The sequence below is a fragment of the Brevibacterium permense genome, assembly GCF_013280495.1.
Classification (GTDB): domain Bacteria; phylum Actinomycetota; class Actinomycetes; order Actinomycetales; family Brevibacteriaceae; genus Brevibacterium; species Brevibacterium permense.
In genome coordinates, this window is sequence record NZ_JABSSX010000004.1 from 218,303 (window position 1) to 230,767 (window position 12,465).

Here is a 12,465-nt window from a genome sequence, read left to right on the forward strand (position 1 = left end):
GGGCGAGACGTAAGATCGGGCCATGCCCGGACACGAAGACGCCTCGCCCGCGGAGGGGGCGGCCCAGACCCAGCAGAATCACGGACGCGTCGACTGGCCGACGATTCTGCGCAATATCGCTCTCGCCGTCGTCGTTCTGGCGGGAGTGTGGGCGGTCTTCAACGTTCGCCTGCCCTCGGTCGATGTGCTGCAGGCCGATATCGCGGCCGCCGGTTTCTGGGGCTTCGCCGTCTTCGTCCTCATCTACATGGCCGTCGCCGCCACTCCGATCCCCGTGACGATCATGGCCACCGCCGGAGGGCTCATCTACGGGTTGCCGTTCGGCACCATTCTGTCGATGGTCGGAGTCGTCGCAGGCTGCTGGATCGGCTACTGGATCGCCCGCGCCCTCGGCCGGGACACCGTGCTGCGACTGCTCGGCTCCCATGCCGAGACGATCGAATCCAAGCTCACCGGCGGCGGCTTCTACGCAGTTTGCGCCCTGCGCCTCATGCCCGGGTTCCCGTATTGGCCGGTCAACTACGGCAGCGGAGCGCTGGGCATCGACAACCGTACGTTCCTCAGCGCCACCGTCATCTCGTCCCTGCCAGGTCAGCTCTCCCTCGTGGCCGTCGGCGCCTTCATCGGGGAACCGAATGTGCTCAACGGCATCGCAGTGGGCATCTCCTGGGCACTGGTCATCGCGTTGACGATCATCACGATGCGCCGATGGAAGAGCTCGCGGGATGCCGAGAAAACGAAGAACGGGTCGACGGAGAGCCCCGACGATGAGAACCACCGTCGGGCACTGTGAACCGGCGACGCAGTGACCCAGCGACGCACTGAACGAGCGGCTCAGCCGAAGTTCGGCTTTCGACGCTCCTGGAACGCCGTGAACCCTTCGGCGTAGTCCGGGGTCTGCCGGGCCGATTCCTGCAGGGCCGCCTCTTGGGCGAGCACCTCGGCGAGGTTCGGGCGCTCATCGGCGAGTTTCTGCACGAAGCCCTTCTCCATCGCGAAGGCCTCGGCCGGTCCGGTGACGATCTTCTCGAGCTTCGATTCGACGAAGTCGGACAGTTCCGCGGCTGGGACCGCACGGGAGACGATCCCGGTGGCGGCCGCCTCGGCGCCGGTCATGAAATCACCGGTGACGATGAGGTCCATCGTCCGGTGATAGCCGACCCGGTCGAGGAACACGTGGTGAGCGCCGGAATCGAGCATCGCGCCGATCGCGGCGAACGGGGACCCGAACTTCGCATCATCAGCGGCGAAGATGATGTCCGCGGCCGCGGCGACTCCGTACCCGAGCCCGAGCGCGGCCCCTTGGACCTGGGCGATCACCGGGATCGGCAGCGCGCGGATCGCCTGGAACACGGGGGCGAAGATCTCTGCGAGGAACGCGTGGGCGTCATCGGTCTCGACGTCGACGTTCGCAATATCGCGACCGGAGCAGAAGACCTTGCCCTCCCCGCGGATGACGAGCACGCGCACGTTGGGGACCGCCTCGGCGACCTTGGCCACGGCGGCCGCGATATCGCGGAGGTTGTCCGCGTCGAGGGCGTTGCGGGACTCGGGTCCGTCGAGGACGAGTTCGGCGATCGGGCCGCGGTTCTTCAGCTGGATCTCGGTCATGGATGCTCCTTTGCGTGTCCTTGCAGTTGCTGCGCCTGAGGTGGCGGACGCAGTCGCCCCCGTCACCAGGGTGTCACCAGGTGTAGAAACCCTGTCCGGTCTTGCGGCCGAGTTCACCGGCGGCGACCTTGTCCTTGAGGATCTGCGGGGGTGTGAAACGCTCGCCGATCTCAGCGGCGAGGTGCTCGGCGATGCCGAGGCGCACATCGAGGCCGACGATGTCCGTCGTTGTCAGCGGCCCGGCCGGATGCCGGTAGCCCAGGGTCATGGCCCGGTCGATGTCCTCGGCACTGGCAACACCGTCCTCGACCATCCGCATCGCTTCCAAAGCAAGAGCCACGCCGAGGCGGGAGGAGGCGAATCCGGGCGAGTCCTTCACCGTGATCGCCGTCTTCCCCAGTCCGGTCACCCATTCCTTGGCAACATCGACGAGCTTCGCGTCGGTGTGGGTGCCGACGACGACCTCGACGAGTTCGGACACGGGCACCGGGTTGAAGAAGTGCAGCCCGATGAGCGCCTGCGGTCGCGGCAGGGCAGCGGCAAGCTCATCGATGGACAGCGCCGAGGTGTTCGTGCCGATGGATGCTGCAGGAGCATGCTTCGCAATGGTCGCGAGCACTTCCTGCTTGAGTTCGACGATCTCGGGCACGGCTTCGACGACGAGGAGGGCCTCGTCGAGCAGGGTCGGGTCACGGTCGACGACGACGGTGCCGGGCACCTCTATGCCCTTCGACTGCGACTTCTCGATCGAGGCGTCGATGCGCTCCCGGGCCGCCGCCACGGTCTCATCGGTGTTCTCGACGACGATGACGCGGGCGCCGGCAGTGGCGAAGGCATGCGCGATTCCGGCACCCATCCGCCCGCCGCCGTAGACGCCGACGACATCAGGGACACGTGCGGTGGTGGGGGCCGCCTCGGTGGGGGTGTCTGTGTTGGGCTCGCTCATGCGTTGTCGCCCTCTCCTCGGTTTCGCGGCTCGCTCTGCTGGTCGATCGCTTCGGTCGCCACGGCTTCGGCGCGTGCACGCTCGTCCGCTTCCTGCTCGGCTGCCTTCTTCGCCTTCTTGGCCTCGCGCTTGGACAGGAACGCGTCCATGCGGGCGAACTTCTCCTCGGTTTCGAACAGCACGGCCTGGGCCACATCGTCGATGAGCGGATGTGCCTCACGCGGGGCATGGAACGCCGATTTGCTCAGCCGCACGGCCAGGGGTGCGAAGCTCGCAATCCGATCCGCCAGTGCCTGACCGGCCAGTTCGAGGTCCTCGGGATCGACGACGTCATTGAGCAGACCGATCGCCTTCGCTTCGTCGGCCTGCAGGGTCCGTCCGGCGAGCAGGATCTCCTTGGCGCGGGGTTCGCCGACGAGTTCGCGCAGACGCCAGGCGGCTCCGGCGGCGGCGAGGATGCCCAGACCGGTCTCCGGGTTGCCGATCTTCGTCGACGGGGTGCCGATGCGGAAATCCGCGGCGAAGGCGAGCTCGGCCCCGCCGCCGAGGGCGAATCCCTCGATCAGTGCGATGACCGGCATCGGCAGCGCCTGGATGCGGGAGAAGATCTTCGAGTTGATCCCGGCCAGGGCATCATCACGACGACGATTGCGCAGCTGCGAGATATCGGCACCGGCCGCGAAGACACCGGAGGTGCCGGTGAGGATCGCAACCTTCGGTTCGGCCTCGAGTTCGGCACACACGGCATGAAGGGCATCGACCATCGACTGGTCGATGGCATTGCGGACCTTGGGTCGGTTGAGCCGGATGATCGTGCGATCGGAATGGCGTTCGATGAGCAGCGGGGAGGCGGAATCGTTCACACCGGAACCGCTGGGTGCACCGGCTGCCGCACCGTCGTTCATACCCCCGGCGGGGCCGCCGGCGCTCACACGCGCTCCAGCAGCAGTGCCGAACCCTGACCGACGCCCACGCACATGGTCGCCAGTCCCTTCTTCGCCCCGGCCTGTTCCAGCCGGTTGAGCAGGGTCAGGGTGATGCGGGTGCCCGAGCAGCCCAGTGGGTGGCCGAGCGCAATCGCTCCGCCGAATGCGTTGACGGTCTCCGGGTCGAGGCCGAGGTCGCCCATGCAGGCCAGCGACTGGGAGGCAAAGGCCTCATTGAGTTCGACAGCTTCGAGTTCGCCGACCTTCCACCCGGTGCGCTTGAGCACCTTCCGGGTCGCGGGGACGGGGCCGATGCCCATGATCTCCGGGGACACACCGGCATTGGCACCGGCGACGACGCGGGCACGCGGGCTGAGCCCGTGCTTGTTCGCATAGTCCTCGGACACGAGCACGACGACGGCGGCGCCGTCGTTGAGCGAGGAGGAGTTTCCGGCGGTGATGACTCCGCCGGGTCCGTGGATGGGGCGCAGCTTGCCGAGCTTCTCCAACGTCGAATCGCGCGGACCCTCATCTGCGGCGACTTCGCCGATGGGCAGGATCTCCGGGTCGAAGCTGCCGGCGTTCTGCGCGGCGAGCGCCTTCTGATGCGACTGATAGGCGAATTCGTCGAGGGCCTCACGGCTCAGCTGCCACTTCTCAGCGACGCGTTCTGCCGTCTGCGGCATCGACAGGGTCGTGTCCTCACCGAAGGCGGGGTTCGTGAACCGCCAGCCGATCGAGGTGTCCCAGGTCCGGCCCGGCTTCGACCAGGCGCGCGAGGGCTTCTCGCTCACCCACGGGGCTCGAGTCATCGATTCGACTCCGCCGGCCACGACCACATCGGCGTCTCCCGCGGCGATCATCGCCCGTGCCGTCGTGATCGCGGTCATCCCCGAGGCGCACAGACGGTTGACGGTGAACCCGGGCACGGATTCGGGCAGTCCGGCCAGGAGCACGGCCATGCGCGCGATGTTCCGGTTGTCCTCACCGGCCTGGTTCGCCGAGCCGAGGATGACCTCGTCGATATCGGTCGGGTCGATGCCCGCCCGTTCGACGACGGTCTTCATCGTGGTCGCCACGAGGTCGTCGGGCCGCTGGTCGGCCAGTGCACCCCCGTAGCGTCCGATGGGGGTGCGCAGTCCGTCCAGAATGAATGCCTCGGGCATGGGTCTCCTCGCTGAAGAGTTCGGGTAGGTGACATGGTACGGGCTTGCACCCGTTGGTGTGCGGGCCCGCGCCCGCTGGGGTTCGGGACGCTTAGGAGTCGAAGTCGACCGTGACCTCGTCGCTGACGGGGAACGTCTGGCAGGTGAGGACGAAGTTCGCTTCGACCTCGGCGTCCTCGAGGGCGTAGTTGCGGACCATGTTGACTTCGCCGCCGCAGATCTTCGCGCGGCAGGTTCCGCAGACGCCGCCCTTGCAGGCGAACGGCAGATCGGACCGGGATTCCTGTGCGGAATCGAGGATGGTCTTTCCCTGCGACATCGCCGAGGTGGAGCGCTTCCCGTCGAGGATCACCGTGACGTCGCTGGTGGCCCCTTCGACGACCTTGTCCGCGTGGACGACCTCCGGTGGGGGTTCGTCGACGTAGAACAGCTCGAAGTGGATCCTCTCCTTCGGCACATCGAATTCGGCGAGGACCTTGCGGGCGTCTTCGAGCATGCCGAAGGGTCCGCACAGCCACACATGGTCCATGCTGCCGATCGGGACGATGGCGGTGAGCAGATCCCGCAGCTTCTCCGCGTCGAGGCGGCCGGAGAAGAGCTCCACATCGCGGGGTTCGCGGGAGAGGACGTGGACGAGGTCGAGCTGCTGGTTGCGGGCGTCCTTGAGGTCGGCAAGCTCCTCGGCGAACATCACGGTGTTCGTGTGCCGGTTGCCGTAGAGCAGAGTCACCGAGGCGTCGGGATTCGACAGCACGGTCGAGGCGATGGAAAGCATCGGGGTGATTCCCGATCCTGCGGCGATGCACAGGTGCTTGCCGCCAGCCGAAGCATCGGCGCGGAAGCTGCCCGAGGGCGGCTGCACCTCGATGACGTCACCGGCTCGGACCTCGCCCACCAGCCACAGGGAGAAGAGGCCTTCGGGGACTTCGCGGACTCCGATGCGCGGAGCGGTTCCCACCGGCGCGCAGATCGAATAGGTGCGGCGGTGTTCCTGGCCGTCGATGATGCGGCGCAGGGTCAGGGACTGTCCGGCGGCGAAGTCGAAGAGTTCGCTGTATTCGGCCGGCACGTCGAAGGTCACTGCGGCCGAATCCTCGGTGAGGTGGTCGACGGACTTCACGGTCAGCGGGTAGAAAGCCGACCGGGAGCGTCCGTCAGCGGGCTCGGTGGCGGGAGCCGCCTCGGTGGCGGGAGCCGCCTCGGCGGTCTGAACGATCGTCTGTGTCATCAGATCTCCTTCACATGGTCGAACGGTTCGAGGCAGTCGTTGCACTGGTACATCGCCTTGCACGCGGTAGCGCCGAACTCGGAGGACAGGCGGACGTTGTCGGATCCGCACAGCACGCAGGTCACGGCGCGGCGGGTGGGCATGAGGGTCAGCGCCACGGGGCCGGTGCGGACGGGGGCGGACCCGGGTGGGGAGATTCCGGCGTCCTTGAGTGCTTGTCTGCCGCGTTCGGTGATCCAGTCGCTCGTCCACGCGGGTCTCAGGGACACGCGGACGTCGGCGTTGGGGAAACCGGCCTCGAGGAGTTCGCGCTGCAGGTCATCGCGCATCGTCGCCATCGCCGGACATCCCGAATAGGTGGGGGTGATGGTGGTGACGACGTGGCCGTTCTCGATCGTGACGTCGCGCAGAACGCCGAGGTCGAGGAGGGTGAGCATCGGCATCTCAGGGTCGGTCACGCGTTCGGCGGCGGCCCAGGCACGGTCGATCGCCTCGGCGTCGGTGATGACTGCTGGGTGGGTGCCGGCCAAGCCCGCCGGGCGGGCGTCGGTGCGGATGTCGGTCGGGTAAGTCTCGAGCATGGCGGTCACCACTGACCCTCCGGATGCTCCCGGGCGACGACCTGCATCTCGGCGAGCAGCTTCGACAGGGCCTCGGTGTGGAGTCCGTCGCGACCCTTGCCGCCGTGGACGCCGACTCCGGCCAGACCACCGCGTTCGGGCCGATCGATTCCGGCTGCGGCGAACACCTGGTCGAGGATGACGGATGCCTCGTCGGCGACGGTCGCGGGGTCGACGCCGATTCCGGCCTCGGCCACGGCAGTCTCGACCGGGTGGGTCTCGAAGAGCTCGGACCACAGCGGCCACAGGCCGTCGAGTGCCTTCAGCAGGCGGGACTTCGATTCCTCGGTGCCGCGGGCCAGGGTCACGACCCAGCGTCCGGCGAAGTCGCGGTGATAGGACATCTCCTTCACGCCCTTGGCAGCGATGGCTGCGAGCACCGTGTCGCGGCTGTCTGTGAGGCGTTCGAAGATCGACAGGCGCCAGGTGGAGTAGATGAGGATCTTCGCGACCGCCTCGGCGAAGTCGCCGCCCGGCACCTCGGCGAGGCGGACATTGCGGAAGCCCAGGTCGTTGCGGAAGTAGGCGAGCCGGTCCTCATCGGGCACCGGGGAGCCGGCCGGCAGCTCGGGCACGAGCTCCGGATCGGCTGCGGCGGCGCGGGCGAGCAGGAGACGCGCCTGGCCGAGGAGGTCGAGCGCGATGTTCGCCAGCGCGATGTCCTCTTCGAGGTCAGGGGCGTTCGAGCACCATTCGGAGATCCGCTGGCTGAAGACGAGCGCGTCGTCGCCGAGCATGAGACAGTACGCGCCGAGGTCCTTGGCGTCGACGCCGTCGGGCACGGTCGTGTCGACGCCGGCCAGGGGGTCTTCGAAGTCGGTGCCGAAGGCCCAGTTCGCGTCGTTGACGAGCAGACCGGAGTACGCGTTGTCGTGGTCGCCGTGATCGACGTTCGTGCCGGCTTCGTCGTGTTCGACGTGGATAGTGGGTTCGTTGTTCGCAGTCATTTCTCGCCCCTACTCACATATGGGGGACATCGGCGGGGATGTCGTAGAAGGTGGGGTGTCGGTAGACCTTGTCGCCGCTGGGGGCGAACATCGGGTCCTTCTCGTCCGGGCTCGAGGCCGTGATGTCGGAGGCGCGGACGACCCAGATGCTCACGCCTTCGTTGCGTCGGGTGTAGACGTCGCGGGCGTGGTGGACGGCCATCTGGTCGTCGGCGGCGTGCAGGGATCCGACGTGGACGTGGTTGAGTCCGCGCTTGCCGCGCACGAAGACCTCGTACAGCGGCCATTCGCCGCGGGTCGAGCCCACAGCGGATCCGTCCTTCGCCGAGGTGGAGCCGGGGTTGGTCTCGGTCATTTCGCTGTCTCCTCGGGTGTGGTGGTGTCGACTCCGGCGGCGGGGGTCGCATCGGCCGCGGTCGGGGTGGCGGCCGCCTCGGCGGTCTGGTTCTCGGCGAAGGCGAGCGCTGCTTCGCGCACCCACGCTCCTTCGTCCCAGGCGCGCTTGCGGTGGTTGAGCCGCTGTTCGTTGCAGGGTCCGTCCCCCTTGACGACGGCCCAGAACTCGTCCCAGTTCGGGGTGGAGAAGTCGTAGTGTCCGCGCTCTTCGTTCCACTTGAGGTTCTCATCAGGGAACGTCACGCCGAGGGCTTCGGCCTGCGGAACGGACATGTCGACGAACTTCTGGCGCAGCTCATCGTTGGTGTGGGTCTTGATGCCCCAGGCCATCGACTGCTCGGTGTTCGGCGAGTTGTCGTCGGGAGGACCGAACATCATCAGCGCCGGCCACCAGAAGCGGTTGACCGATTCCTGGACCATCTCACGCTGAGCCTCGGTGCCGCGCATCATCGTCATCAGCAGCTCGTAGCCCTGACGCTGGTGGAAGGACTCCTCCTTGCAGATGCGGATCATCGCACGGCCGTAGGGGCCGAAGGAGGTCCGGCACAGCGGGACCTGGTTGCAGATGGCCGCCCCGTCGACGAGCCAGCCGATCGTGCCGACATCGGTGTAGGACAGGGTCGGGTAGTTGAAGATCGAGGAGTACTTCTGTTTGCCGGCGACGAGCTTCTCGGTGAGTTCGTTGCGCGTGACGCCCAGGGTCTCGGCGGCAGAGTAGAGGTAGAGGCCGTGTCCGGCTTCGTCCTGGACCTTCGCCAGCAGGATCGCCTTGCGCCGCAGGGAGGGCGCGCGGGAGATCCAGTTGCCTTCGGGCTGCATGCCGATGATCTCCGAGTGCGCGTGCTGCGCGACCTGGCGGATGAGCGTCTTGCGGTAGGCCTCGGGCATCCAGTCCCGGGGTTCGATCCGATCTTTGGCCTCGATCGTGGCGTCGAACTGCTCCTGCAGCGCCGCCTCGTCGAAGCGATTGTCGTTCACTTGAGTTGTCATGACCACTCCGCCCTTGGATGTGCCCTTGTCAGGACCCGGCTCGGTCAGCGGCTGCCGACCTCCTCATCGGTCCGACCATCGTCAGACCTCTGGCCCGAGGGCATCCATTTACTGACCATTTGTTCTGTATTGTTGCCACCAGTGTCGCATACCCCCGGCCCGGGTGCAATGCCGCCCGCAGTTCTGCGCGCGGAGCCGGTCGCACCTCCCTCAATGACTCCTGGGGGTGGATCCGCCTCGATCCCCGAGCGGATTTCGAGGCGGATCCACCCCCAGGAAGCTCCTCACGAAGACTCTGACGACGCAGACGATTCGACAGCCACGTCCACGCAGAACTTGACACCGGCGACGATCGGAACGATATTTATTGACCAGATGGTCGTTTATTCTCCGACGGGCTGGCCGTCCGGGATCACGGGGAACTCTCACCGTCGTCCACACGCAACGGCGCAGGCACTCCTCGTGCATCGGCGCCTGAACCCGCGACTCGAGGAGGAGCCGACCATGGGACAGCCCACCCACGACACGACGACCGCGGAGTCACAGACCCCGAACACCTCCACCCCCACCGAGGCGGCACCCGAGTCCCCCACCGAGGCGGCACCCGAATCCTCCGCCGAGGCGGCCCCACAGCCAGACCCCACAGCATCCACCGGGGCGTCCACCACCGAGGCGGCCTCCCCGGTCCCAGAGACCACCGAGGCGGCCCCACAGACGGAACCCACCGGTGCGGCCGCGATGTTCGCCAATGACCGCGCTTCCCAACACCTGGGCATCACCGTCGATGATCACGGGCCCGGGTGGGCGCAGTGCTCGATGACGGTCACCGAGATCATGACCAACGGCCACGACATCACCCACGGCGGCTACGTCTTCCTCTTCGCCGACACCACCTTCGCGATGGCCTGCAACTATCCCGGTTCGATCACCGTCGCCTCCGGCGGAGACATCGACTTCCTCAAACCCACGTACCTCGGTGACGAGCTCGTCGCTCGCGGCCATGAGGTCATCAAGCAGGGCCGCTCGGGCATCTACGACGTCACGGTCACCCGCGGCGACGACATCATCGCCACCTACCGCGGCCGCTCCCGCACGCTGCCCGACCGCAAGTAGACCCGGCCAGCCCCACGACCGCCACCCCCACGACTGCCGGCTCCGCGTCCGGTGCCCAGCCGCGCCGGACCACCCCACCGAACCACCCGTCGACGACCGGACACCGAAGAACGGTGGACCACCTCGGCGGTTTTTTGGATCTGACACACAGAAGAGATTCGCAAGGAGACGATGATGACTGAGACCGACCTCGACGCCGGCGAACCGATGAGCCTGGACGAGCTGCGCTCCGACCAGCTGACAAACCTCAAGACAACGGTGACCTCGGTGTACGAACGGGTGCCGTTCTACAGGAAGGCCTTCGACGAACTCGGCGTGACCCCTGCGGACATCACCAGTCTCGATGACATTGCGAAGCTGCCGTTCACGAACAAGCAGGACCTACGCGACAACTACCCGTTCGGACTCTTCGCCGTCCCGCAGGAACAGGTCGCGCGCATCCACGCCTCCTCGGGAACGACGGGCCTGCCGACCGTCGTCGGGTATACGATGGGCGATCTCGATCGGTGGGGCAGCCTCATCGCGCGGTCCATCCTCGGTGCCGGCGGCAAGCGAGGGCAGATGATGCACAACGCCTACGGATACGGCCTGTTCACCGGCGGACTCGGCGTCCACGGGGCGGAGCGTCACGGGTTCACCGTCGTCCCGATCTCCGGCGGTCAGACCCCGCGCCAGGTGCAGCTCATCCAGGACTTCAAGCCGGACATCATCACGGCCACCCCGACCTATCTGCTCACGATCCTCGACGAATTCCACAAGCAGGGCATCGACCCGACCTCGACGAGCCTGAAGACCGCGATCTGCGGCGCCGAGCCGTGGACGGACGAGATGCGCAAGGAGATCGAGAATTCCTTCAGCATCGATGCCGTCGACATCTACGGCCTCTCCGAGGTCATGGGACCGGGTGTGGCCTGCGAATCCGCGGTGACGAAGGACGGCCCGACGATCTGGGAGGACCACTTCTACCCGGAGATCGTCGATCCCTTCACGGGCGAGGTGCTGCCCGACGGCGAGGAGGGCGAACTCGTCTTCACCTCGCTGACGAAGGAAGCGCTGCCGATCATCCGCTACCGCACACACGATCTCGCAACGCTGCTGCCGGGCACCGCGCGCCCGAACTTCCGCCGCATCTCGCGCATCACCGGCCGCTCCGATGACCTCATGATCATCCGCGGCGTCAACGTCTACCCCGCAAACGTCGAGACCGTGCTCTTCGAGTTCGCACCCCTGAGCCCCCACTTCCAGCTCATCCTCACCCGTCCGGGTCGGATGGATGAGATGACCTTCGAGGTCGAGGCCCGCGAAGGCGTCGGCGCCGTCGAACTCGATGGTCTCGACAAGCTCGTGGCCGCCCGCATCAAGGAGCGCCTCGGCGTCTCCTGCACCATCGACATCAAGATGCCCGGGGATCTGCCGCGCTCGGTCGGCAAGATGAAGCGCATCATCGACCGCCGCGAGGGCGTGCGCTGAGATGAGGCGGGGCATACGCGGAAGCGACGCTGCGGACGCGCACCGAGGTGAGTGCTGTGACTTGGATCGCGGCACTCACCGAGGTGGCCGATTAGACTGATGCGCATGCCCGAATCGTCCTCACCTGCGTCGACAGCCCCGGACCCGACGACGTCGTCCGCGGAATCGACGACCGCCGCGTCGAAGTCCCCGACGACCCCCGCCGAGGCGGCCGCCCCCAAACGCTCGCGCCGCGGCCGTCCCGGATACGACCGGGAGACGCTCATCAACAAGGCCACCGAGGTCTTCGTCTCCCGCGGCTATGACGGCACGTCGATGGACACGGTCGCCCGTGAGCTCGGCATCACGAAGTCCGCGATCTACCATCACGTGAAGTCGAAGGAAGAGCTGCTGCACCTGGCGATCAGCCGCGGCATCCGTGCCCTCGATTCCGCCGTCGAGACCGAGAGTCTGCGCGAGAACGTCACCGCGCTCGAACGCCTGCAGCTGGCCGTGCGCGCCAGCGTGGTCATCCTCATCGAGTACCACCATTCGGTGACACTGCTGCTGCGCGTGCGCGGAAACTCGCCCTTGGAACGCGAAGCCCTCGAGGCCCGGCGCAATATCGATGCGAAGGTACGTGCTCTCGTCGAGGCCGCCATCGCCGAGGGCGGTCTGCGCTCGGACTTCACCCCCGGCCTCATCACCCGCCTGCTCTTCGGCATGGTCAACTCGATCACCGAGTGGTACCGCCCCAGCTATCCCGTCGATCCCGACACCATCGCCGAGGCGGTCACAACGATGGCCTTCCAAGGCCTGGAGGCCTGATGGTCGAGCGACCAGGAGGTCCCCCCAGAGCGGCGAAGGATTCGTAGAAGCAGCGGTTGTTCAACCCCGCGGTCTCACAGATCGCTCCGACGGTGGCTGCCCGGTATCCCTACGACCCGAACAGTTCGATCCCCGCGCCCATGATCTGTTCCCACCGAGCACTTTCCCGCGTTTCGCGGCTGGCTCCGGCGTAGGGTCGCCCCTGAATAGTCACAGCGTGGTTTTGACAACACCAGCCGAGGAAC

13 protein-coding genes are annotated in these 12,465 nt (G+C 66.8%); 4 read left to right on the plus strand and 9 right to left on the minus strand.

The features are described from left to right. Positions 1 to 22: 22 nt before the first annotated feature. Positions 23 to 793: a TVP38/TMEM64 family protein gene (locus HK353_RS08035; protein WP_173154974.1), complete on the plus strand. Its 771-nt coding sequence runs from the start codon at positions 23 to 25 to the stop codon at positions 791 to 793. 41 nt (positions 794 to 834) lie between these two features. On the opposite strand, the gene HK353_RS08040 is transcribed toward HK353_RS08035, so the two are convergent. The 9 genes from HK353_RS08040 to paaA form a co-directional block, all read right to left on the minus strand. Then, the gene (locus HK353_RS08040) at positions 835 to 1,611 is read right to left on the minus strand and encodes an enoyl-CoA hydratase/isomerase family protein (RefSeq protein WP_173154977.1); all 777 of its coding nucleotides are present in this window, start codon (positions 1,609 to 1,611) and stop codon (positions 835 to 837) included. Between the two features lie 73 nt (positions 1,612 to 1,684). Beyond that, entirely contained in the window at positions 1,685 to 2,557 is an 873-nt protein-coding gene (locus HK353_RS08045; protein ID WP_173154980.1) for a 3-hydroxyacyl-CoA dehydrogenase family protein, read from the minus strand. Then, on the minus strand, positions 2,554 to 3,462 hold the full coding sequence (locus HK353_RS08050; protein ID WP_173155233.1) for an enoyl-CoA hydratase/isomerase family protein: 909 nt from the start codon (positions 3,460 to 3,462) through the stop codon (positions 2,554 to 2,556). The genes HK353_RS08045 and HK353_RS08050 overlap by 4 nt, the downstream gene beginning before the upstream one ends. Before the next feature lie 23 nt (positions 3,463 to 3,485). After that, positions 3,486 to 4,649, minus strand: coding sequence for a thiolase family protein (locus HK353_RS08055; RefSeq protein WP_173154983.1), 1,164 nt, complete (start codon positions 4,647 to 4,649; stop codon positions 3,486 to 3,488). A 91-nt stretch (positions 4,650 to 4,740) separates the two neighbouring features. Further along, a complete protein-coding gene (gene paaE / locus HK353_RS08060; RefSeq protein ID WP_173154986.1) occupies positions 4,741 to 5,877 on the minus strand; it encodes a 1,2-phenylacetyl-CoA epoxidase subunit PaaE in 1,137 nt (378 codons plus the stop codon). Continuing rightward, positions 5,877 to 6,458 (minus strand): 1,2-phenylacetyl-CoA epoxidase subunit PaaD, encoded by a 582-nt coding sequence (gene paaD / locus HK353_RS08065; RefSeq protein ID WP_173154989.1) that lies wholly within the window; start codon positions 6,456 to 6,458, stop codon positions 5,877 to 5,879. Before paaD ends, paaE begins: the two co-directional genes overlap by 1 nt. A gap of 5 nt (positions 6,459 to 6,463) precedes the next feature. Continuing rightward, positions 6,464 to 7,444 (minus strand): 1,2-phenylacetyl-CoA epoxidase subunit PaaC, encoded by a 981-nt coding sequence (gene paaC / locus HK353_RS08070; RefSeq protein ID WP_173154992.1) that lies wholly within the window; start codon positions 7,442 to 7,444, stop codon positions 6,464 to 6,466. A 13-nt stretch (positions 7,445 to 7,457) separates the two neighbouring features. After that, positions 7,458 to 7,799 carry a 1,2-phenylacetyl-CoA epoxidase subunit PaaB gene (paaB, locus tag HK353_RS08075; RefSeq protein WP_245395864.1) on the minus strand — a complete coding sequence of 114 codons (342 nt, stop codon included), beginning with the start codon at positions 7,797 to 7,799 and terminating at the stop codon, positions 7,458 to 7,460. Next, positions 7,796 to 8,830, minus strand: coding sequence for a 1,2-phenylacetyl-CoA epoxidase subunit PaaA (paaA, locus tag HK353_RS08080; RefSeq protein ID WP_173154995.1), 1,035 nt, complete (start codon positions 8,828 to 8,830; stop codon positions 7,796 to 7,798). Before paaA ends, paaB begins: the two co-directional genes overlap by 4 nt. 504 nt (positions 8,831 to 9,334) lie before the next feature. Here paaA and paaI point away from each other — a divergent pair. From paaI to HK353_RS08095, 3 genes are all read left to right on the plus strand, one after another. Then, complete coding sequence (paaI, locus tag HK353_RS17025; protein ID WP_245395865.1) at positions 9,335 to 9,943, plus strand: hydroxyphenylacetyl-CoA thioesterase PaaI; 609 nt, start codon at positions 9,335 to 9,337, stop codon at positions 9,941 to 9,943. A gap of 174 nt (positions 9,944 to 10,117) precedes the next feature. Further along, complete coding sequence (locus HK353_RS08090) at positions 10,118 to 11,413, plus strand: AMP-binding protein (RefSeq protein ID WP_173154998.1); 1,296 nt, start codon at positions 10,118 to 10,120, stop codon at positions 11,411 to 11,413. Positions 11,414 to 11,518: 105 nt separating this feature from the next. Beyond that, entirely contained in the window at positions 11,519 to 12,220 is a 702-nt protein-coding gene (locus HK353_RS08095; RefSeq protein WP_173155001.1) for a TetR/AcrR family transcriptional regulator, read from the plus strand. Positions 12,221 to 12,465 lie beyond the last annotated feature (245 nt).

What these genes read in the sequence shown, in the direction of transcription:
- HK353_RS08035 (WP_173154974.1), top strand. Translation starts at nt 23, where the DNA reads ATGCCCGGACACGAAGACGCCTCGCCCGCGGAGGGGGCGGCCCAGACC.
- HK353_RS08040 (WP_173154977.1), bottom strand. Translation starts at nt 1,611, where the DNA reads ATGACCGAGATCCAGCTGAAGAACCGCGGCCCGATCGCCGAACTCGTC.
- HK353_RS08045 (WP_173154980.1), bottom strand. Translation starts at nt 2,557, where the DNA reads ATGAGCGAGCCCAACACAGACACCCCCACCGAGGCGGCCCCCACCACC.
- HK353_RS08050 (WP_173155233.1), bottom strand. Translation starts at nt 3,462, where the DNA reads ATGAACGACGGTGCGGCAGCCGGTGCACCCAGCGGTTCCGGTGTGAAC.
- HK353_RS08055 (WP_173154983.1), bottom strand. Translation starts at nt 4,649, where the DNA reads ATGCCCGAGGCATTCATTCTGGACGGACTGCGCACCCCCATCGGACGC.
- paaE (WP_173154986.1), bottom strand. Translation starts at nt 5,877, where the DNA reads ATGACACAGACGATCGTTCAGACCGCCGAGGCGGCTCCCGCCACCGAG.
- paaD (WP_173154989.1), bottom strand. Translation starts at nt 6,458, where the DNA reads ATGCTCGAGACTTACCCGACCGACATCCGCACCGACGCCCGCCCGGCG.
- paaC (WP_173154992.1), bottom strand. Translation starts at nt 7,444, where the DNA reads ATGACTGCGAACAACGAACCCACTATCCACGTCGAACACGACGAAGCC.
- paaB (WP_245395864.1), bottom strand. Translation starts at nt 7,799, where the DNA reads ATGACCGAGACCAACCCCGGCTCCACCTCGGCGAAGGACGGATCCGCT.
- paaA (WP_173154995.1), bottom strand. Translation starts at nt 8,830, where the DNA reads ATGACAACTCAAGTGAACGACAATCGCTTCGACGAGGCGGCGCTGCAG.
- paaI (WP_245395865.1), top strand. Translation starts at nt 9,335, where the DNA reads ATGGGACAGCCCACCCACGACACGACGACCGCGGAGTCACAGACCCCG.
- HK353_RS08090 (WP_173154998.1), top strand. Translation starts at nt 10,118, where the DNA reads ATGACTGAGACCGACCTCGACGCCGGCGAACCGATGAGCCTGGACGAG.
- HK353_RS08095 (WP_173155001.1), top strand. Translation starts at nt 11,519, where the DNA reads ATGCCCGAATCGTCCTCACCTGCGTCGACAGCCCCGGACCCGACGACG.